Origin of the sequence: Egicoccus halophilus (genome assembly GCF_004300825.1) — a bacterium.
Classification (GTDB): Bacteria; Actinomycetota; Nitriliruptoria; order Nitriliruptorales; family Nitriliruptoraceae; genus Egicoccus; species Egicoccus halophilus.
The window spans coordinates 1,353,423-1,375,130 of record NZ_CP036250.1 but is presented as its reverse complement, the minus strand read 5'-3'; the positions used below and the strand labels follow the sequence as shown (position 1 = coordinate 1,375,130).

Here is a 21,708-nt window from a genome sequence, read left to right as displayed (position 1 = left end):
CGCTTGGTCAGGCGGCCTCCGCGTCGACGTCGAGCACCAGCGGTTCGACCTGGCCACTGAGGGCCTCGCGCAGTCCCTGCTCGACGTGCTCGCCCTGGGCCACCCGGCGGGTGATCGGTGGGTCGGCGACGTCGTCGTGGGACAGTGCGGCCTTGAGGTCGTGCGGTCGAACGGTCGGGCCGTCGTTGCGGAGCACCGCGCGTAGGACGGTGCGCGCGCCGTCGGTGGTGGCGTCGCCGCCACCACTGCCGGCGCGGTACGACACGGCGAGGGCGAGGATCGCGGGGCGCACGTCGATCGTCCGGTCGCCGTCGGGGCGGTGTCGGACGACCTCGGCGCGGTCCGCCGCGAGCAACGCGTCGCTGCGTCGCCGGAGCAGGTCCGCCAGGGCGGCGGCATCGGCGCTGGGCCACTCCTGCTCCCAGAGGGTGGCCCGCAGCATGCGCGCCAACTTCGGCGCGCCGTCGGGCACTTCCAGGTAGGTCGTGATGTCCATGCCCTCGGGAAGGGTCGCGGACAGCCGTGCGAGATCACCGGCCGGGGCGATGGGCACGGCGAAGGTCAACTCGGCGTACTCGCCGGTGGACTCGTACCCCACCGACAGGGCATCGGGGAAGGACACCTTGGCGTGCGGGGTGAAGCCTTCCGAGTACGCGATCGGCAGGTCGGCCCGGCGCAGCGCCCGCTCCCAGACGGACGTCAGGTCACGCGCCGAGACGAAGCGCGTGCGGCCCTGTTTGGTCCATCGGATGCGGATCCGTTGCTGCTGCACGGGTCCTCCAGGTGGCGGTCGGGACGGCGGAGGCCGTCCGGGGGCGACCGTCGGTCGGTGGGCGAACCCTACCCGCCGGCGGCGTAGCGTTCGGGCGTGGTCGGCAGCGTGTCCTTGCCGCCGAGGTTCGAGGGCAGGACCGGCAGCGAGAACCCGCCGCTGTAGCCGGTGTCGTGCTCGATCGACAGACCGGGGCACACGCCGCAGTCGTAGCAGGGCGACCAGCGGCAGTCGTCGAGCTGCTTGTCGGACCGGGCGTCCTCCCAGTCCTCCCACAGCCAGCTCTTCTCGAGCCCACTGTCGAGGTGGTCCCAGGGCAGCGCTTCCTTCTCGTCGCGCTCGCGGTAGCTGAACCAGTCCAGCGAGACACCGGTCTCGTCCATGGCCTGCCGCCAGGTGTCGAGCGTGGGCATCTCGTGCCAGCCGTCGAAGCGGGCGCCGAGGCGCCAGGCCCGCTCGACGGCAGGTGCCACCCGCCGGTCACCGCGGGCGAGCAGCCCCTCGATGACCCCCTCCTCGGGGTCGTTGGTGCGCAGCTTCAGGCCACCGTGGTCCTTGATGGCGTGACGGATCATCGACAGCTTGCGCCGGATCTCCTCGGGCGGGTCCTGCGGCGCCCACTGGAACGGCGTGTGCGGCTTGGGGACGAAGCCACCGACCGAGATCGTGACCTTGTTGGCACGGCCGTGCTTGCGCGCGATCTCGTAGGTCCGGATCCCGAGGTCGGCGATGGCCAGCACGTCCTCGTCGGTCTCGGTGGGAAGTCCGACCATGAAGTAGAGCTTGATGTGCCGCCAGCCCTCGCTGAAGGCGACCTCGGCCGTACGCAGCAGGTCGGCCTCGGAGACCATCTTGTTGATGACCGCGCGCATGCGCTCGGAGCCCGCCTCGGGGGCGAAGGTCAGGCCGGTCCGACGGCCGTTGCGCGACAACTCGTTGGACAGCGTCACGTTGAAGGCGTCGACACGCGTCGAGGGCAGCGAGAGCGACGTGACCGTGCCCTCGTAGGCGTCGGCGAGATCGCGCGCCACCGGGCCGATTGCGGAGTGGTCCGCCGAGGACAGCGACAACAGGCCGACCTCCTCGAAGCCGGTGTTGCGCACGCCCTCCTCCACCAGCTTCTGGATGGTCTCGGGCCGCCGTTCACGGACCGGCCGGGTGATCATGCCGGCCTGGCAGAAGCGGCACCCTCGGGTGCAACCGCGGAAGATCTCGACGCTGAAGCGCTCGTGGACCGTCTCGGTCATCGGGACGATCTGCTGCTTCGGGTACTGCCACTCCTCGAGGTCCTGGATGGTGCGCTTGGGGACGATGGCGGGAGCGCCCGCTTCGGTCGGAACGGTCTGCTTCAGCCGGCCGTCGTCGGTGTAGCGCGGGGTGTAGAAGGCCGGGACGTAGACGCCCTCGACCGCCGCCAGGCGGCGCAGCAGTTCCCGGCGGTCGGTCGATCCGGTGGCCTTGAAGGCGCGCACGGCGTCGTCGACCTCGAGGGTGACCTGCTCGCCGTCCCCCATGACCGCGGCGTCGATGAACGGTGCCAGCGGCTCGGGGTTGTAGGCGGCGTGGCCGCCGACGAGCACGATCGGGTCCTCGACGCTGCGCTGGTCGGCGTGGATCGGCACGGCACCGAGGTCGAGCAGGTTGAGCAGGTTGGTGTGCCCGAGCTCGTGCGGGAGCGAGACCCCGAAGACGTCGAAGGCCCACAGCGGTCGGTGCGCCTCGAGGGAGAACGCCGGGATGCCGCGCTCACGCAGCAGTTCCTCGAGGTCGATCCAGGGTGCGTACGCGCGCTCCGCCATCGAGGTGGCGCGCTCGTTGAGCAGCTCGTAGAGGATCTGGATGCCCTGGTTGGGCTGGCCCACCTCGTAGGTGTCCGGGTAGCACAGCAGCCAACGGGTCTGCACGGCCCGCCACGAGGTGACCACCTGGTTGTGCTCCCCGCCCACGTACTGGGCGGGCTTGCGCACCCGCGGCAGCAGGGGCTCGAGCGCCTCGTAGTATCCGGGCGGCACCGTGGCCGCCTCACCGGGGAGGCGGAACTCACCGCGCGCGCCGCGGGGCGGCGTGGCGGGAACGGACGTCGTCGGCGCAGTGCCGAGCATGGATCCTCCGAAGCCGTTGGGCAGGCGTGGCCGGGAACCGGACGGCGGGACCTCGACGGTGCCCGGCCGTCGCAACGGCGGTCACGGGCGAGCGAGGGTCGGGAGCGAGCGACGTGCGGGCGCGGACGGCGAGGCACCGCACGCCCTGGCGCGACGTCGGGCGCACCGCGCCACGGACCGGTTCCAGGTCGCGACGAGCGTACCAACGCCCTCTGCACCCGCACGCGGGGGGCGACCGGCGCCGGAGCTCACCCGTTGCCGAAACGCCGGCCGAGGAGGATCGCCACGGCACTGGCCAGGACCGCGAGGCAGGCGAGGGCGACCGGGATGGTCGCCAGCCCGGCGACGGTCCCGATCAGGCCGACCAGGAACGGCGAGATCGTCGCGCCGGTGATCGCCGCGAGCACCGCCGCCGTCGTCGCGCCACGGGCATCGGGCAGGGCCCGCGGCAACCAGACCATGGCGGTGGGGAACACCGGCGCGAAGCACAACCCGGCCACGACCAGCGCGTAGGGCGCGAACGCCGGCACGCTCGCGGCAGCCAGGGCGAGGGCCGCGACCGGGAGGACCGCCTGGATCAGGCGCCCCGGCTGCACGCGCGCGAGCACGAACGCGAACAGGAACCGCCCACCGGTGATGGCCAGCCAGAACCCCGACGTCCAGCGGGCGGCGGCGTCGGCCTGCCAGCCGCGGAACTCCACGTAGGTGGCCAGCCAGGTCGCGGTCGCGGCCTCCGCGGCCACGTAGGTCCCGAAGACCAGCGAGAACGCGATCACGTGCGACCGCGGCGGTGGCCGTCGACCGAGGTCGATCGCCGGTCGCGGCGGCGTGGCGGTGGTGCGCATGAGCGGGATCGCGGCCAGCGCGACCGCGCCGACCAGCAGGAACGCGACCCGGTGGCCGGCGACCGAGAGCACCAGCGGCAGGGTCACCGCCCCGAGGCCGAAGACCCCGTGCATGCAGGCGACGATCGTGGCCGACCGTGGACCGGTGTCGAGCGGGTAGACCGAGTTCATGCCGTTGGACAGCAGGCCGAAGCCGACACCCAGTCCGGCCGCGGTGAGCAGCACCAACGCCATGGAGGGGGCCACGGCCACGGCCAGGGCCCCCAGGCCCAGCACCGCCACCCCGATGGCCAACCAGCGACCCGACCCGGCCCGCCTGGCGGCCCAGGCCCACAGCAGGATCCCGAACAGCGACGTGAACGGGTGCACGGTCGCCGGCAGGCCGGAGACGAACTCGCTGACGTCGAACAGGCGGCGGAAGGTCGGCGCGGCAGGACCGTAGAGCGAGGCGACCCCACCCGAGACGAAGAAGCCGAGGAAGCCGCCGACGAACGCGAGGCGCGAGAGGCGGAAGCCGGTCGCCTCGGCCGGGTCGGAGGTGGTCGTCATCGACTCAGAACCGGCGCATGTGGACGTTGAGGAGCAGCCCCATCAGGCCGAACCACACGATCAGGGAGGTACCGCCGTAGCTGACGAACGGCAGGGGGATGCCGGTGACCGGCATGATCCCGACGTTCATGCCCACGTTGATGAACACCTGCATCGCCAACATGGCCACGACGCCGGCGGCCAGCAGGGTGCCGAACAGGTCCTTGGCCAGCACCGCGATCCGCAGGCCGCGCCAGATCAGCACGAGGAACAGCGCGAGCACCGCTCCGGCGCCGAGGAAGCCGAACTCCTCGCCGACGACGGTGAAGATGAAGTCGGTGTGGTTCTCCGGCACGAACGCGAGCGCGGTCTGGGTGCCCTGGAACAGGCCCTTGCCGAACATCTGTCCCGAGCCGATGGCGATCTCGGACTGCTCGGTCTGGAACCGCAACGTGCGGTCCAGGCTCGGGTCACCCGCCCGGGCGAACGCCGTGAGCCGGTTGAGCTGGTACTGGTCGAGCACGTCCTGGGTCAGGGCGAACACGACCGCGCCGACGCCGGCGATCCCGAGCCCGACCAGGTAGCGGGCGGGCAGGTTGGCCACGAGCAGCAGCACCGCGAGCAGCCACAGGAAGACCAACGAGGTCCCGAGGTCGGGCTGCAGGAACACCAGGCCCATCGGCAGGACGGTCAGCCCCAGGGCGATGCCGAGCGTCGGCGGCCAGGGCTCGCCCTTGCGCTCGTGGAGCCAGGCGGCCAGCGTGATCAGCACGGCGACCTTGGCGACCTCGGAGGGCTGCAGCTGGAAACCGCCCAGCACGATCCAGCGTTGGGAACCGCCACGGGCGGTGCCCAGCGGGGTCAGTACGAGCACCAGGAACGCCAGGGAACCCGCATACAGCACCGCGGTGTAGCTGCGCAGGTGCCGGTAGTCGATCACGGCCGCGGCGACGAGCACCACGACGCCGATCACGAGCGCGATCAGCTGGCGGCTGACGTAGAGCGTCGGCGGCAGGCCCTGTTGGGTCAGTGCCGCGAGCTTGGCGCTGTAGATCATCACGATGCCGACGCCCGTCAGCGCCAGGCCCGTCAGCACCAGGATGGGGTCGAGGTGCTTGACCGGGGCGTAGGCGTCCATCCACCGGTCCTGGACCCGCTCACGCATCAACCGCTGGGTGCGGTCCTGCCCGTAGCCGACCTCCATCCTCCACCTCCTTGTCGTGCGCGCTCGACGGTGCCGACGACCCGGCCGGCGGCCGGGCACAACGAACCTGCGCTCAGTCGTAGATCGCGTCGCCGGTGACGAACTCGTTGTCCGCGGCGTCCACGATGCCGAACAGGTGCTCGAAGATGTTGCGGGCGATGGGTGCCGCGGTCTGGGAGCCGCCACCGCCCTCCTCGACGTTGACGACTACGACGTAGCGGGGGTCGTCGGCCGGGGCGTAGGCCGCGAACCAGGCGTAGGGCACCTTGGGCTTGAGCTCGGCGGTGCCCGTCTTGCCGGCCACCGGGTACTCCCCGAGCGGGAACGGCTCCCCACGCCGGAAGGCGCCGTAGGCCGTGCCGCGCTCGTGCATCACGACCTCGCGCAGGCCGCGCTGGATCTCCCCGAGCTCGGCGTCGTCGAGCCCGAGCTCGCCGATCACCTCGGGCTCGATCTCGCGCACCACCTCGCCGTCGGGGGCGACCACGCGCTGACCGATCAACGGCTGGTGGAGCGTGCCGCCGTTGGCGATCGCCGCGTAGTGCGCCGCCACCTGCAGGGGTGTCGTGAGGATCTCGCCCTGACCGATCGAGGTGTTGACCGCGTCGCCACCGCGCCAGGTCCCACCGGTCGCGCAGTTGTCCTCCAGCACGGCCCGACGGTAGGAGCCGGGGTCCGCCGCCTCGGCCTGCGCGCACCACAGGTCGCGCCGCTCGAGCCAGGTGTTGTACTTGTCCTCGCGGCTGGGGATGTGCCCGGCGAGCTCCGAGGGCAGGTCGATGCCCAGCCGTCGACCGAACCCCATCCGCTCGGAGATCGTCGGAAGGATCTCCTCGACGTCGTCCTGGCTCTGTTCGCGCTGCCACTGTCGGTGGGCCAACTCGTAGAAGTACGTGTCGCAGGAGCGGCGCAGGGCCTCGGCGATCCCCATGGCGCCCTCGTCGGCCGGGTTCCAGTTGCGGAAGGTGATCCCGCCGAGCTCCCAGGAGCCGGGACAGGGCATCGCGGTGTACGGACCGACCAGGCCTGCCTCCATGAAGCCCGCCCCGGTCACCGTCTTGAAGACGGACCCGGGCGGGTACTCGCCCTGGATGGCCCGGTTGAGCATCGGCGCGTGGGTGTCCTCGTCGCCGGCCTCGAGGTTCGGGAACAGGTAGCGCGCGTAGTCGGTGGACAGTCCCCCGACGAACTCGCTCGGATCGAAGGTCGGATACGACGCCATGGCCTTGACCCGACCGTCGGTCACGTCGAGCACGATCGCCGAACCGGCCGGCGAGGGCAGGTTGCGGCCACTGACGGTGTGCAGCTCGTCGCGGCTGGCGACGATGCCCGCCTCCAGCAGCGTCTCCACCGCCCGCTGCAGATCCAGGTCGAGGGAGGTGACCAGGTCGTTGCCGGGTTGGGGCTCGGTCTCCCCCACGACGTCGACGACGGTGTTGCGGGCCGTGACCTGCAGGGTGCGCCGTCCCGGCCGGCCCCGCAGGTCCGACTCGTAGACGTTCTCCAGGCCGGTGCGTCCCACCTGCTCCCCGCCGCGGTACTCCGCGAACGCCGGATCGGCGAGCTCGTCCTGGCTGATCTGGTTGAGGTAGCCGACGAGGTGCGCGGCGAGGTCGCCGTGCGGATAGGTGCGCACGGGCAGCACCTCGGCGATGACGCCGGGGAACAACTCCTGCTGGCTCCGGACGGCGAACACCACCTCCTGGGTGACGTCGAAGGCAACGGGCACGTGTCCGAGCGGGCTGTAGTGCTGGCTCGTCAGGCGCTCGACGACGTCGTCACGCTCGAGCTGGAGCAGGGCGCCGAGCCGGTCGAGGACCTTCTCGGCGGTCTCGTCGGTGGGCCGGCCGGCACCGTCGAGCAGCAGCTGCCGGTCGGCGCTGATGGTGAGCGACGGGCGGTTGCGGACCAGTTCGGTGCCGTCGTCGCCGAGCATGCGCCCACGGGGAGCATCGACGAAGACGGTGCGCAGCCGGTTGGTGTCGGCGAGTTCGGCGAAGCGGTCGCCGGCGAGCACCTGCAGGAACCACAGGCGCGAGAAGAGGGCCACGAACAACGCGAGGACCAGGACGGTCAGGAACGTCAGGCGCAGTGCGGGCGAGGTATCGGCGTTCGCCATGCCACTCACCAGGGGGTGCGAAGGGCGTGCAGGGTCTGGCTGGCCGCAGTGGCCACGACCGGCGGTTCGCCGGACGTCCTTCGCGGTGGAGGGACGGAGGCGAACGGTACCAGTGCCGCGAGCACGCGCCCGCAGCCCACCGTGTTCCCACCACCACCCGCAGTTACCCCGCCCTCCTGACGTCGCCTGCCCCCTCTCCGCAACGCTGCCCCGGGATCCGCTCGCACGCCGGAAGACCGGCGCCCCCGCCGGTCCCGGCCCCGGGTTCAGTCCAGCGTGCCGGGTCCCGACAGCGGGAAGTGGTGGGACAGGGGGCGTACGAGGGCGAGGACGGCCGGGGCGAGCAGGGTGTTGTAGAGCGCGACGGCGACGGACCCCTGGACGAGGAGCGTCGGCGTCATGCGGTCCTCACCCAGCAGCAGGGACAGCAGCCCGTACCCGGCCGTACCGAGCAGTCCGGACAGGAAGGCGACGATGAGGGGCGCCGTGAGCGACTCGAGGGCGAGATAGGGCCGGGCGAGGCCGACGGCGAGACCGACGACGGTGAACACCAGTGCGGCGAGCCCGACCGGCGACTGGCTGACGAGCAGATCGGTGAGCAGGCCGGCGGCGAAGCCCACCCGCAGGCCGGACAGGGGGCCGTCACGCAGGGCGACGGCGACGGTGACCAGCAGCAGCAGGTCGGGCCGGAAGCCGCCGATCGTGACGAGCGGGAACAGGGCGGTCTGCAGCAGGGCGCCGGTCACGAGCAGCAGCCCGACGGCCAGCACGCGCACGATCACGGCTCGCCCCCGTCGTCCGGCTCGGCGGCGCCACCGTCGGCTGCCTCGCCGTCGGCTGCCTCGTCGCCCGCTGCCTCCTCGTCCTGGTCGACGATGGCCGGACCGGGCGGCGGGATGAACTCGGGATCGGGTGCGTCCTCGAAGGGGGCCAGCTCCGCCACGGGTTCGCTGGTCACCACCAGCACGTGGTGGATCCGGGTGAAGTCGACGAACGGCTGCACCTGGACGTCGAGGACCAGACCGGCGGACACGTCACCGACGGTGGCGACCGAGCCGATCGGGATGCCACCGGGGAAGGCCCCCGACTGGTAGGCGGAGGTGACGATCTCGTCACCGACCTCGATCTCGGCCTCCGGGTCGAACGGCTGGAACAGCATCGGGTCGCCGCCCCGGCCGACGACGGTGCCCGTCTCGCCGTTGGCCGCGTGCCTGGCGGGAGCGCCGAAGTTGGGGTCGATGGCCAACAGCACCCGCGCCGCGTTCGGTTCGACCTGGATGACCCGTCCGACCAGCCCGTCGCCGTTGACGACCGGCATGTCGCGTCGGAGCCCGTCCGCACTGCCGACGTCGATGACCACCGTCCACTCGAAACCGGTGGGCCCGAGGGCGACCACGCGCGCGGCGACGGCGTCCACCCCGGTGTCGTCGCGGAGATCGAGCAGTTCCCGCAGTTCCGCGTTCTCGCGCTGGATGTCGATCACGGAGCGCTGCCGGCCCCGCAGCGCGGCGACCTCGTCGCGCAGGCGCTGGTTCTCCGCGCGGGTCCGGAACACGTCGCGCACGCCGCCGAACGCGTCACCGATGGGCCGCACGACCGTCAGCAGCCCGTCCTGCACGGGCCGGAAGACGGTCGTGATGCCGCCTCGGAGACGGTCGAGCGGGCCGTCGCCCTCGGAACGGAAGTCGATCGTGACCAGCACCAGCGACAGCAGGACGAGAGCGACGAGCAGCACGCGCGCGCGTCGACGCTGGAACACCGCCGGTGGTCAGTGACGCGAGGAGGAGATCAGCACCTTCTTGAGGGCTTCGAACTCCTCGAGGCACTTGCCCGAGCCGATCGCGACCGACGACAGCGGGTTCTCGGTGATGTGGATCGGCATGCCCGTCTCGTGCTTGAGCCGCTCGTCGAGGCCGCGCAGCAGGCCGCCGCCGCCGGTCAGCACGATGCCCTTGTCCATGATGTCGGCGGCGAGCTCCGGCGGCGTCTTGTCGAGGGTGTTCTTGACCGCGTCGATGACCGCGTTGACCGGCTCCTCGATGGCCTTGCGGATCTCGTCGGCGCTGACGATGATCGTCTTGGGCAGCCCGGAGACCAGGTCACGACCGCGGATCTCGGCATGGGGCTCGTCGGCCAGCGGGAACGCCGAGCCGATCGCCATCTTGATCTCCTCGGCGGTGCGCTCGCCGAGCATCAGCGAGTACTCCTTCTTGATGTAGGAGATGATCGAGTCGTCGAGTTCGTCACCCCCGATGCGGATCGACTGGCTGGTGACGATGCCACCGAGCGAGATGACGGCGACCTCCGTGGTGCCGCCACCGATGTCGACCACCATGTTGCCGGCCGGCTCGTGGACCGGCAGACCGGAGCCGATGGCCGCGGCCATGGGCTCCTCGATGATGTAGGCCGCGCGGGCGCCGGCCTGGATCGTGGCGTCCTCGACGGCGCGCTGTTCGACCCCGGTGATGCCGGAGGGGACGCAGACGACGACGCGCGGCTTGGCCAGGAACCGGCGCTTGTGCACGGCCTGGATGAAGTAGCGCAGCATCTTCTCGGTCACGTCGAAGTCGGCGATGACACCGTCCCTGAGCGGCCGGATCGCCATGATGTGGCCCGGGGTACGGCCGATCATGCGCTTGGCCTCGGCGCCGACCGCGAGGATCGCGCCGTTCTTGGTGTTGATGGCCACGACCGACGGCTCGTTGAGGACGATGCCGCGCCCGCGCACGTAGACGAGCGTGTTCGCGGTGCCGAGGTCCACGGCCATGTCGCGGCCGAGGAACTGGAAGGTGTTGCCGAGATTCGCAGCCACGGGACGACCTGCCGGGCTCGGGGAAAGGAGGAAACGCGACCCCCGCTGACGCCGTCGAGGGGCTGGAGGCGAGTGCCGCACCGGGTGGGGCGTCCGACGCGAACGCGTCCCCCCACGGGCCGCGGCGATGCTAACACTTGGGCCCCGGACCCGCGTCCGAGGGTGGCCGTCCCGACACGATGCGGCGGACCCCTCGAGTCGTCGGTCGGCTCGCTCACCACACCCCACGCCGGGCGAGGCTGACCCAGTGGCGGCCCCCCACCACGAGGTGGTCGAGCAGCTCCACGCCGATCAGCTCCCCGGCCCGCGCCAGGCGGCGGGTGACCGCCTCGTCGTCGCCGGAGGGGGTGGCATCACCCGAGGGATGGTTGTGCGCGAGCACGAGCGCCGAGGCGTTGACGAGCAGGGCCTCGCGGAACACCTCGCGGGGGGCCATGAACGTGTGGTCGATGGAGCCGATGCTGACCGTCGCGATCCGCAACAGGCGGTGCTTGGTGTCGAGGAACGCGGCGACACAGCGCTCGCGGTCGCGCCGGGCGAGCTCGGGGACGAGCAGGTCGGCGGCGACCTCCGGACGGTCGACGACCGTCCGCTCGGGTCCACCGGGGACGTAGGTCGTCGGATCGCATGCCCGGCATGCGGGGAGCAGGGCGACCTGGCCACCGGGCGTACCCGCGCTCCAGGTCCCGGCCGCGATCACCGCGGCGGTGCCCGTGGTACCGGTGACGCCCATGCCCGCTCCCTCGTGGTCGAGGGCGTCAGTCTGCCGGAGGTCCACGGCGCCCGCCCGTCCGGCCGCTCGCGGGCTGGGGACAACCACGCGTACGGCGGCACGCGCCGCTGGCCGGCGGACGACGCGGGGGCGCGTCGGGCGCGCCCCCGCGGTCACCGGTCAGAAACGATCCGGGAAGAAGATGCCCAGTTCGCGCTCCGCGCTCTCGGGGCTGTCCGAGCCGTGCACGATGTTCTCACCGATCTCGGTGGCGAAGTCGCCGCGGATGCTGCCGGGGGTCGCGTCGAGCGGGTTGGTCGCGCCCATCAGGGTGCGCATGCCGGCGATGGCACCCTCACCGGAGACGCACAGGGCGACCAGCGGTCCGGAGGTGATGAATGCCACGAGTTCGCCGAAGAACGGACGCTCACGGTGCTCGGCGTAGTGCTCCTCGGCCTTCTCCCGCTCGAGGGTGCGCAGTTCGAGCGCCTCGAGCCGGAAGCCCTTGCGCTCGATACGGGCGATCACCTCGCCGACCAGCCCGCGCTGGACGCCGTCGGGCTTGACGAGGATGAGGGTGCGTTCGGTGGCCACTTCGGGCTCCTTGGGGGTGGGATCGCGCGGCAGGTTGCCCGTCCGCGCCGGAGGGGACAAGTCGGGAGGCGAACGGCTACTGCTCTTCCTCGATCAGACGGTCGAGTGCCTCCTGCAGGGCGTCGTCGTCGGCGAGCAGTGCCGAGAGTTCCTCGGCCTCCTCGGCGAGGTCGCCCACGGGCCCCTCGTCGAGGTCCTCGGGTTCGAGCACGACGGTGTCGTCGGTGTCCTCGACCGGCAGGTACCGGCCACGCGCGGCACCGACGGTGTGCAGCGAGCCGGCGACCAGGATGCCGTCGCCGTCACCGGCGACCGCCTCGGCCGACGCGAGGGCGGCGGCGAGGTCGTCGGCCACCTCGACGGCGGTGCCGGTGCCCTGCCAGACCGCCACGGCCGCGTCGTGCATCCGCTCGAGGCTGGCTGCGCGAGGCTCGTCGAGGGCGGTCACCACGACGTGGGAGGCGACGTCACGGAACGCGCCCAGGATGCCGGCGACGTCCTTGTCGTCGAGGCAGGCGGCGACGAGCACGAGTTCGCGGAACCCGAACGACTCGTCGAGCGCGGCCGCCGAGGCCCGTGCACCGTGCGGGTTGTGCGCACCGTCGAGCACGATGGTGGGCTCGCGGTGCACGAGTTCGAGCCGCCCCGGGACCACGACCGCGCCGAGCCCGTGCCGCACCACCTCGTCGTCCATGGCCGCGAAGCTCACGCCGGTGAAGGCGGCGAAGGCCGCGAGTGCCAGTGCGGCGTTGTCGGCCTGGTGCTGGCCGAACAACGGCAGCAGGATCTCATCGATCACGCGGTCACCGACCCGCAGCGTCAACAGTTGGCCGCCGACGGCGACGCGCCGGTCGAGCACCGCGAAGTCCTCGTCGGCACGCCACAGGGTGGCACCGGCCTCGGCGACGGCAGCCTCGATCACCGCATCGACCTCCGGCTGCTGCGCCGCGGTGACGACCATCGCCCCGGGCTTGACGATGCCCACCTTCTCGGACGCGACCTCGGCCGGGGTACCGCCCAGCTGCGGATGGTCGAGATCGATGGTGTTGAGCACCGCCACCTCGCCGCGCACGAGGTTGGTGGCGTCCCAGCGCCCGCCCATGCCGACCTCGAAGACGCCGACGTCGACGGGGAGGTCGGCGAACCACCAGTAGGCCATCGCCGTGAGCTGCTCGAAGAACGTGACCCGGTCGGCGTCGGGACCGGTCGCCGCCTGCGCCGCCTGGTCGAGCAGCTCGGTGAGCACGGCGACCTCGTCGTGCACCGCAGCGAAGCGGGCCTCGGAGATGGGCCGGCCGGCGACCGAGAGCCGCTCGCGGACCGTCTGCAGGTGCGGAGAGGTGTAGGTGCCGGCCGACAGGCCCGCCGCGGAGCACAGCGCACCGACCATGCGCACCACCGAGCCCTTGCCGTTGGTGCCGGTCACGTGGACCGACGGGTAGGCCGTCTGGGGGTCACCCAGCAGCTGCGCGAGCCGCGTGATCCGCGACAGGTCCGGCACCATGCGGCCGGGACCGCGCGCGTCCAGCGCGTCGAGCGCACGGGCGAAGTCGGGGTCGGTCGGCGTCACGGATGGCCTCGGCAGGTCGACGGGTGCACTGCGCGCGAGGCTAGTGCCCGGCCCGCGATCCCGAGGTCGCCGGCGGCCCGCCCGTCAGGCCCTGGCAGCCAGCCGCGCCTGTCGGGCCGCGCGCTTCTCCTCCTGCCGGGTCGCCATCGCGTCGAGGCCGTCGAGGAACTCCGCGAGGCGCTCGCGCGCCTGTTCGGCGGCCGCGTCGAGCCCCTCGAGCTCGAACACCCTCCAGTGGCGCAGCAGGGGCCAGATGACCTCGTCGTGGTGGACCCGCAGGTCGTAGATCCCGGCGTTGGCGATCTGCACCGCCTTGCGCTGGAACTCGCGCATGCCGTTGCCCGGCATCTCGAAGCCCACCACCTCGTCGGTGATGGCCTCCACGGCCGCCGACGGGTCGACGTGCATCGAGGCCGCCAGCAGGTTGCGGTAGAAGACCATGTGCAGGTTCTCGTCCTTCGAGATCCGCGCCATGATGCGGTCGGCGACCGGGTCGTCGCTGTAGCGGCCCGTGTTGCGGTGGCTGATGCGGGTCGCGAGCTCCTGGAACGACACGTAGGCCATGCCGCGCAGCGTGTCCTTGCCGTCGCGGTCGTAGCCGGTCATCACCTGCTGCATGCGGTTGCGTTCCAGCTGGTAGGGATCGATGGCGCGGGTGACGACGAGGTAGTCACGCAGCACGATCGAGTGCCGCCCCTCCTCGGCGGTCCAGCGGTGGATCCAGTTGATCCAGGCCCCGTCACCGCTGGCGAACATGTCGTGGATCTCGCGGTGGTACGAGGGCAGGTTGTCCTCGGTGAGCAGGTTCACCTCGAACGCGATCTGGGCCACGCCGGTGAGCCGCGACTGGTCGGGCGTCCACGGGTCCTTGTCGAAGTCGCGTCCCACCGAGTACGGGATGTAGTCGTGCGGGAACCACTCGTCGGCGAGCTCCTCGTGCCGGCGCAGCTCCTGCTCGGCGACGGGCTCGAGCTCGACGAGCAGCTCAGGGTCGGACAGGCGGGTGGCGGACATCGGCACTCCGGGCGAGGACGGAAACGAGCTACCCGACCGTAACCTACGTTGACGTAGGCATCAACCGTCGGTCGTCGCTGGTGACCGGCGCAGCACCCCGCCGCGACGGTCCTTCGCGCACCCGACGGAGACCGCCCCCCGTCGGGTCGGGCGCGCGGCCGGCTCCTGCCTTGCCCGTCAGAGGTCCGACAGCGCGTCGACGCGTTCGCGGAGCTGGCCGATCTGGTCGTGCAGTTCCTCGCGGCGGGCGCGTTCGCGGTCGACGACCTCGGTGGGAGCCCGCTCGACGAACGAGGCGTTGCCGAGCTTGTTCTCGACGCGTTGCAGGTCGCCCTCGGCCTTGGCCAGTTCCTTGGTGAGCCGGCCGAGCTCGGCCTCGACGTCGATCAGACCGGCGAGCTCGACCTGCGCGCTGCCACCGCCGAACACGATCGTCGAGGTGCCGGGCCGCTCGTCGATCTCGCCCACGAACGTGAGCCCGGACAGCCCCGCGAGGGAGCCGATCAGCGCCTGCTGTTCCTCCAGCAACGTCCGGTGCTCGCTGGCCAGCGTGAGCTCGAACCGCGCGGAGGGGGCGATGCCGTTCTGCGAGCGGAACCGACGCACCTCGGTGACCAGGTCGCGCAGGACGCCGAAGTCGGCCCGGGCGGACGCGTCGTGGTCGTCGGACCGGCCCTGCGGCCAGGCGGCGACCATCAGCGAGTCGCGGCCACCGCTCGCACCGGTGAGCGTGCGCCACAGCTCCTCGGTGACGAACGGGGTGAGCGGGTGCAGCAGCCGCAGCAGGTCGTCGAGCACCCGGGCGAGGACGGCCTGCACGGTGGCACGGGCCTCGGGGTCGTCGCCGTACACCCGTGGCTTGACCGCCTCGAGGTACCAGTCGGCGAGCTCGTCCCAGGCGAAGTGGTACAGCGCACCGGCGATGCGGGCCCAGTCCCAGGTCTCGTAGGCGTCCTCGACGTCACGGCGGGCCTGCTCGAGCGCGGAGAGGATCCAGCGGTCCTCGAGCAGCAGCCGGTCGGCCGGCGGGAGGTCACCGGGGCGGGTGTCGTCGAGCACGCGCAGCGCGAACCCGACGATGTTCCACAACTTGTTGGTGAAACGCTTGGCGCCCTCGACCCATTCAGGGGCGAGCGGCACGTCCGTGCCCGGCGAGCAGTGCTGGAACAGCGCGAACCGCAGGGCGTCGGCGCCGTAGGCGTCGATGAACTCGAGCGGGTCGATGACGTTGCCGAAGCTCTTCGACATCTTCTTGCCGTACTGGTCCCGGACCATGCCGTGGTTGTAGATGACCCGGAACGGCACGTCGTCGAGGAACCACAGCCCCATCATCAGCATCCGGGAGACCCAGAAGGTGTTGATGTCGTAGCCGGTCTCGAGGACGGCCGTCGGGTACCAGGTCCGCAGTTCGGCGGTGTCGCTGTCGGGGCCCTCCCAGCCGAACACGGTGAAGGGCCACAGCGCGGACGAGAACCAGGTGTCGAGGACGTCGGGGTCCTGCCCGAGCGCCCCCGCGCCGCATTCGGCACAGCTCGTGGGGTCCTGCTGCGCGACGGTGATGTGCCCGTCGGGGCAGTACCAGGCCGGGATGCGGTGCCCCCACCAGATCTGGCGCGAGATGGTCCAGTCGTGCAGGTTGTCGAGCCAGTCGAGGAAGCGCTTGGTGAACCTCTCGGGGACGAGCACGGTCCGGCCGTCGCGCACGGCGGCGGCGGCCTTGTCGGCGAGCGGACGGACCTCGACGAACCACTGGTCGGACAGACGCGGTTCGACGACCGTGCCACAGCGCGAGCAGTGGCCGACGGCGTGCTCGTGCTCGTCGACGGCGAGCAGCAGGCCCAGCGCGTCGAGCTCCTCCTTGACGCGCGTGCGGGCCTCGAAGCGGTCGAGGCCGGCGAAGGGTGCGCCCACGACGTCGGTCAGCGTCGCGTCGTCGGCCATGATGTCGAGGATCTCGAGGTCGTGGCGCAGCGCGATGGCATGGTCGTTGGGGTCGTGGGCAGGCGTGATCTTGACGGCGCCGGAGCCGAACTCGGGATCGACGTAGTCGTCGGCGACGATCGGGAAGGTGCGGTCCTGGAACGGGTGGCGGACGTGCCGGCCGACGAGGTCGGTGTAGCGCTCGTCGTCGGGGTGCACGGCGATCGCGGTGTCCCCGAGCATCGTCTCGGCCCGGGTCGTGGCGACCTCGATGCCCTGGTCGGGGTCGTCGGCGAACGGGTAGCGGAACCGGGCGAGTTCACCGACGGCGTCGTCGTGCTCGACCTCGATGTCGGACAGGGCGGTGTTACAGCGTGGGCACCAGTTGATCAGGCGGTTGCCGCGGTAGATCAGTCCCTGGTCGTAGAGGCTCGTGAACACGGCGCGGACGGCGCGGGAGCGGGGCTCGTCGAAGGTGAAGGCCTCGCGGTCCCAGTCGAGCGACGAGCCGAGCTTGCGCAGCTGCTGCAGGATCATCCCGCCGGACTGGTCGCGCCAGGTCCAGACGCGCTCGACGAACGCCTCGCGTCCGAGGTCGTGACGGGTGAGCCCGTCGGCCGCGAGCTGCTTCTCGACCACGTTCTGCGTGGCGATGCCGGCGTGGTCCATGCCCGGGACCCAGACCGCGTTCCTGCCCTGCATCCGCGCCCGGCGGACCATCGCGTCCTCGATCGCGTTGGTCAGCGCGTGGCCGATGTGCAGCGCGCCGGTGACGTTCGGCGGCGGGATGACGATCGAGAACGGCTCCCCGTCGGCGTCCGGGTCGGCGGAGAACAGGCCGGCCTGCAACCAGTCCTCGTAGAGGTCGGCCTCCACGGCCGCCGGGTCGTAGGCCTTGGACAACTCGCTCACGGCGTCGGTCGCTTTCGGTCACTCGGGCGTCGGCGGGTGCACCCACAGGGCACCGTCGGCCGAGCGTAGCGACGACGGCCGCGGCTCCCGAGCGCGGCCGGACGTGCGCGCGCCGTCGGCGCCGTCACGCGGCCAGCAGTCGACGGCCGGCGGAGGGCAGCGCCGACCACCAGTGGCCGAAGCGGGCGTAGGCACGCGGGTCGCGCCCGGCGAACAGCGTCGCGAGCGAGCGCGCCTCACCGGCCAGCTCCTTCCAGTCGGGCGCGGGGATCGGCGCCAGTGGGGTGACCTCGATGCCGTCCTCGACCGGCCGCCAGACGCCGCTGACCCGGCCGTCGACGAGCACCGTGGGCAGCACGTCGCCGTTGCGGCGGATGACCAGGGGGCGCAGCTCGGTCGGCAGCACCCGGCGGCGGTCGGCGTGGGCGAGCAGCACGCTGTCCCACATCGCCAGCAGGCGCGGTGGTGCCGGTACGTCCTCGTCGGGCAGCAGCCCGTCGGCGACGTCGTGGAGCACCTCACCCTCGGGGCCCTCGTGGACCACCAGCTCGGCAGCGAGCGCCGCGATCGCCGCACGGACGTCGGTCCGCCTGCGCAGGGTGAACTGGGCCACGTCGGCGACGCTGGCCGGCCCGAAGCCGGCGAGGTGACGACGCACGAGGTGCTGCAGCGCGACGTCGGCGGGCGGTCGCGGCGCCGACGTCGGTGCGGCGACGAACCGTGGGCGACGACCGAACGACCACGGATCGTCCGTGGGCGCGTGCACCAGCGGTGCGAAGGCGCGCAGCGCCCACCACAGACCCGGACCGGGCGCGGTGTCGACCAGCTCGGCCAGGTGCGCCTCGCACGCGGCCCGGTCCCGTGGTTCGGCGGCGAACGCGACCAGGGCGGGCACCAGCGCGTCGGCGTCGGCGGCGGTCAGTCCACCGCCGGTGAACCGGCGGTCGCCGAGCCGGGTCGCACGCAGCGTCGGCAGCATCGCCTGGTGCAGCACCGGGTACTCCCGGGCGTCGACCGCGTGCAGGGTGATCCGCATCAGCGACGCCTTGACCAGCGCGGACCGGGCGAAGGCGTCGTCGAGGTCGGCCGGGTCGAAGTCGGCGAGGCGGTTCCACAGGGCGACATAGGGCGACACCGGCTCCTGGGCCTGCAGCGCGACGACCCCCGAGGGCGTCGACCACGTCGAGCGGCGCACGTGCCAGCAACAGCTGCCGGGCCAGCGTCGCCCGGTTCAGCCGACGCGCGGACAGCTTCATCCGCTGGCGTCGGCACCCGGACCGGCAGCCTCGGGGACGACCTCGGCCGGGTCGGTGTTGGCGCCGCAGACCAGCAACCCCACCCGCTCCCCCGGTGCCGGTCGGTAGCGCCCGGAGGTCAGCGCGGCCAGCGCGGTCGCGCCACCGGGTTCCGCCACGAGTCGGGCGGCGGCCCACAGGCGGCGCTGCGCGGCGGCGACCTCCTTGTCGGTCACCAGCAGGGCGTCGTCGATCCAACGCTGTGCCGCCCAGGCGTGGTCCCCGAGCCGTCGGGCACCGAGCGCCGAGGCGGCGAGCCCACCGACCTCGACGTCGACCGGGCCGCCCGCCCGCCGCGCGGCGTGCATCGCCGGCGTGCCCGCGGTCTCCACGCCGACGAGTCGGACGTCGTCGCCGACCCAGGCCGCGGCACCCGCGATCAGCCCGCCGCCACCAACGGCCACGAGCAGCGTGTCGAGATCGCCGACGTCCTCGAGCAGCTCGGCGGTGGCGGTGCCCTGACCGGCGACGACCTCGGCCTGGTCGTAGGCGTGGGCACGCAGGGCCCCGGTGGCGGCGACGTGCGCGTCGGCGGCCGCGAGCGCGTCGGCGTAGTAGCCCGGCACCACGTGGACGTCGGCACCGAGCTCGGCCAGGGGGCGCAGCTTCGCCGGCGGGGAGGTGTCGGGGACGAAGACGGCGGCGGGATGTCCCAGCCGGCGCGCCGCCCAGGCGACGGCCAGGCCGAAGTTCCCGCCCGACGCCGCGACGACGCCGGCCGGCGGCACCTCGACGCCGGTCAGCAGCGAGGCCGCGCCACGGACCTTGAACGAGCCGGTCGGTTGCAGCAGGTCCAGCTTCGCCGCGACCGGACCCGGCAGTCCGAGCGCGTCGGGTTCGAGGACCAGCACCGGCGTGCGGCGCACCGCCCCGGCGACACGGCGCGCGGCGGCCTCGACGTCGGGGCGGGTGACGGGATCCATGCCGGCGACGCTACCCGAGCAGCTCCGGCACCGGTGCCGGAGCACGGCAGCGCGCCTCGTTGCCGTGTCCGACCACCGACCGTGAAGCAGCAGGTACGCGGTCGGGTCAGGAGGCGGGGACGACCGGGGCGAGTTCGGCGGGTACCCGTTGGGTCAGCAGCGCCGGGACGTCCCTGGCGGGCACCGGACGCCCCAGGCCGAACCCCTGGGCGTGCGCACAGCCGAGCGCGGCGACGGCCTGCAGGTCGGCGTCCGACTCGACCCCCTCGGCCACCACGTCGAGGTCGAGCGCGTCCGCGAGCCCGACGATCGCGCGTACGAACGGCAGCCGCGACGGATCGTCGCCGAGTCCGAGGACGAAGCTGCGGTCGATCTTGAGCTGTTGGACCGGGAGCCGCTGCAACGTCGCCAGCGACGAGTAGCCGGTGCCGAAGTCGTCGATCGACAGGGTGACGCCGAGCTCGCGCAACCGGTGCAACGTGGCGCCGGCCCGGTCGCCCTCGCGCACCAGCAGGCTCTCGGTGACCTCCAGGTACAACCGGTCCGCCGGCACGCCGGCATCCCCCAGCATGGCCGCGACCTCGTCGACCAGGGTCGGGTCCTGGAGTTGACGCACCGACAGGTTCACCGCCACGTGCAGCTCGTCGGCGGCCGGCCCGAGCTCGGTGCGCCAGGCGGCGAGCTGGGACACGGCCTCGCGCAGTACCCAGTGCCCGATGGCCCCGATCGTGCCGGTGCGTTCGGCGACCGCGACGAATCGGTCGGGACCAAGGAGCCCGAGCGTCGGATGGTTCCAGCGCACGAGGACCTCGAGACCGTCGGGTGTCGACGCCCCGACCGGCCAGATCGGCTGGAAGCGCAGCACCAACTCGTCGCGCTCGACGGCGCCCTGCAGCTCCGCTCCCAGCGTCACGGCACGGTCGGCGTCGGCGCGCATGTGGCCGGTGTAGTGCACCACCTTGCCCGAGCCGGTCACCTTGGCCGCGAACATGGCCAGGTCGGCGTCGGCGATCAGCCGGTCGGCGTCGAGGTCACCGGGATCGGACAGTCGCACGCCGATGCTCGCCGACACCAGCAGTTGCTGCCCTCGGAGCTCGAGCGGTCGCACCAGCGCGGTCGCCAACCGGTCGCCGAGCGCCGCGGCGCCCGCCTGGTCGACGATCCCCGCCGCGACCACGACGAACTCGTCACCTCCCACGCGGGCGACCGTGTCCTGCTCCTTGACCGAACTCCGCAGCCGCCGGGCGACCGCGAGCAGCAGTTCGTCCCCGGCAGCGTGCCCCAGGACGTCGTTGACGGGTTTGAACCGGTCGAGGTCGACGAAGGCGACCGCGACCCGATGGCCCGTCTGGGTGGCGCCGCACAGCGCCTGCTCGAGCCGGTCCTTGAGCAGCGAGCGGTTGGCCAGACCCGTCAGGTCGTCGTGCAGCGCCAGGTGCTCGAGCTGCCGCTGCTGGGCCAACCGGTTACTGATGTCCCAGTGGCTGACCACCGCGCCGGTGTGGTGCCCGCGTTCGTGCACGGGCCGGACGTGCAGCTCCGCCGGGAAGACGCCGCCGCCCGGACGACGCAGCTCGACGTGGTCGAGGTGGTGCTCACCGCCTGACAGCGTCAGCCGGCACGGCAGGCAGTCACCGGCCGGCAGGTGCAACAGCTCGTGGACGTGCCGACCGACGAGCTCGTCCGCGGGAACGTCGAGCAGCTCGGTGAGCGCCTGGTTGACGAACAGCACCCGTCCGGCCCGGTCGACGCCGTAGATCGGCCGGGGCGCGGCGGCCAGGACGTCCTCGGCCCGGAAGCGTTCACGCTCGCTCGCGCGCCAGGCGGCGAGGCTCGCCAGGCTCGCCAGGACGACGAACCCGCCGTGGATCAGCGCCCACAGGGCGGGGCGCGCGATCGCGGCCTCGTGGACGAACACGCGCTGCGGTGCCAGCTGCCCCACCACCCCGTGGTGGAGCACCACCCAACCGATGCACAGCAGGTACGGCAACCAGCGCTGGTAGAGGGTCACCAGCGCGACGACGGCGAAGAAGTGGAAGTGGCTCTCGGTCAGGCCCCCGGTGACGTGCACCAGCAGAGCGCTGCAACCCACCAGCGCGGTCGTTGCCAGTCCCGTCCGCCAGGGACGCGACAGCCGGCGCGAGCTCGCCGCCAGGGCGACACCGCCCAACACGGTGAGCTCCGTTACCAGGTGGCCGAGGGACTCCCCCCACCACCAGCCGACGAGGAACAGCACCGGCAGGTGCACCGCCAGTACCCGCAGCACCACGCGGTGACGCGCGTCGAAGGCACGCTCGGACGCGACGACCCCAACGGGCACGGACGACCGCAGCCGCCCCCACCACGCGGTCACCGCCGGACCTCGTCGTCGACCCCTCGGGACGCC

General features: G+C 72.2%; 16 protein-coding genes. All 16 read right to left on the bottom strand.

The window, feature by feature from the left end; genetic code table 11:
- Positions 1 to 7: 7 nt before the first annotated feature.
- The 16 genes from ELR47_RS06195 to ELR47_RS06120 all read right to left on the bottom strand — a co-directional run bounded on the left by ELR47_RS06195 (position 8) and on the right by ELR47_RS06120 (position 21,642).
- Positions 8 to 772 (bottom strand): TIGR03936 family radical SAM-associated protein, encoded by a 765-nt coding sequence (locus ELR47_RS06195; protein ID WP_165403876.1) that lies wholly within the window; start codon positions 770 to 772, stop codon positions 8 to 10.
- Between the two features lie 68 nt (positions 773 to 840).
- Positions 841 to 2,874 carry a TIGR03960 family B12-binding radical SAM protein gene (locus ELR47_RS06190; protein WP_130649101.1) on the bottom strand — a complete coding sequence of 678 codons (2,034 nt, stop codon included), beginning with the start codon at positions 2,872 to 2,874 and terminating at the stop codon, positions 841 to 843.
- Between the two features lie 248 nt (positions 2,875 to 3,122).
- The gene (locus ELR47_RS06185) at positions 3,123 to 4,268 is read right to left on the bottom strand and encodes an MFS transporter (RefSeq protein WP_130649100.1); all 1,146 of its coding nucleotides are present in this window, start codon (positions 4,266 to 4,268) and stop codon (positions 3,123 to 3,125) included.
- Positions 4,269 to 4,272: 4 nt separating this feature from the next.
- Positions 4,273 to 5,451, bottom strand: a complete 1,179-nt coding sequence (gene rodA / locus ELR47_RS06180; protein ID WP_130649099.1) for a rod shape-determining protein RodA — start codon at positions 5,449 to 5,451, stop codon at positions 4,273 to 4,275.
- A 73-nt stretch (positions 5,452 to 5,524) separates the two neighbouring features.
- A complete protein-coding gene (gene mrdA / locus ELR47_RS06175) occupies positions 5,525 to 7,570 on the bottom strand; it encodes a penicillin-binding protein 2 (RefSeq protein ID WP_130649098.1) in 2,046 nt (681 codons plus the stop codon).
- A 266-nt stretch (positions 7,571 to 7,836) separates the two neighbouring features.
- Positions 7,837 to 8,352: a rod shape-determining protein MreD gene (gene mreD / locus ELR47_RS06170; protein ID WP_130649097.1), complete on the bottom strand. Its 516-nt coding sequence runs from the start codon at positions 8,350 to 8,352 to the stop codon at positions 7,837 to 7,839.
- Entirely contained in the window at positions 8,349 to 9,305 is a 957-nt protein-coding gene (mreC, locus tag ELR47_RS06165; RefSeq protein WP_165403875.1) for a rod shape-determining protein MreC, read from the bottom strand. The genes mreD and mreC overlap by 4 nt, the downstream gene beginning before the upstream one ends.
- A gap of 33 nt (positions 9,306 to 9,338) precedes the next feature.
- Complete coding sequence (locus ELR47_RS06160) at positions 9,339 to 10,382, bottom strand: rod shape-determining protein (protein ID WP_268234462.1); 1,044 nt, start codon at positions 10,380 to 10,382, stop codon at positions 9,339 to 9,341.
- A gap of 214 nt (positions 10,383 to 10,596) precedes the next feature.
- Positions 10,597 to 11,115 (bottom strand): RadC family protein, encoded by a 519-nt coding sequence (radC, locus tag ELR47_RS06155; protein ID WP_130649095.1) that lies wholly within the window; start codon positions 11,113 to 11,115, stop codon positions 10,597 to 10,599.
- Between the two features lie 159 nt (positions 11,116 to 11,274).
- On the bottom strand, positions 11,275 to 11,688 hold the full coding sequence (gene ndk / locus ELR47_RS06150; protein WP_130649094.1) for a nucleoside-diphosphate kinase: 414 nt from the start codon (positions 11,686 to 11,688) through the stop codon (positions 11,275 to 11,277).
- A gap of 76 nt (positions 11,689 to 11,764) precedes the next feature.
- Positions 11,765 to 13,258, bottom strand: a complete 1,494-nt coding sequence (locus tag ELR47_RS06145; protein ID WP_205745475.1) for a bifunctional folylpolyglutamate synthase/dihydrofolate synthase — start codon at positions 13,256 to 13,258, stop codon at positions 11,765 to 11,767.
- Positions 13,259 to 13,342: 84 nt separating this feature from the next.
- Positions 13,343 to 14,272, bottom strand: coding sequence for an acyl-ACP desaturase (locus ELR47_RS06140; protein ID WP_130649093.1), 930 nt, complete (start codon positions 14,270 to 14,272; stop codon positions 13,343 to 13,345).
- 177 nt (positions 14,273 to 14,449) lie between these two features.
- A complete protein-coding gene (locus ELR47_RS06135; protein ID WP_130649092.1) occupies positions 14,450 to 17,104 on the bottom strand; it encodes a valine--tRNA ligase in 2,655 nt (884 codons plus the stop codon).
- Between the two features lie 124 nt (positions 17,105 to 17,228).
- Positions 17,229 to 18,299 (bottom strand): winged helix DNA-binding domain-containing protein, encoded by a 1,071-nt coding sequence (locus ELR47_RS06130; protein WP_205745474.1) that lies wholly within the window; start codon positions 18,297 to 18,299, stop codon positions 17,229 to 17,231.
- 57 nt (positions 18,300 to 18,356) lie between these two features.
- A complete protein-coding gene (locus ELR47_RS06125) occupies positions 18,357 to 19,322 on the bottom strand; it encodes a serine/threonine dehydratase (protein ID WP_130649091.1) in 966 nt (321 codons plus the stop codon).
- 106 nt (positions 19,323 to 19,428) lie between these two features.
- Positions 19,429 to 21,642, bottom strand: coding sequence for a putative bifunctional diguanylate cyclase/phosphodiesterase (locus ELR47_RS06120; protein WP_165403874.1), 2,214 nt, complete (start codon positions 21,640 to 21,642; stop codon positions 19,429 to 19,431).
- Between the last annotated feature and the right edge of the window lie 66 nt (positions 21,643 to 21,708).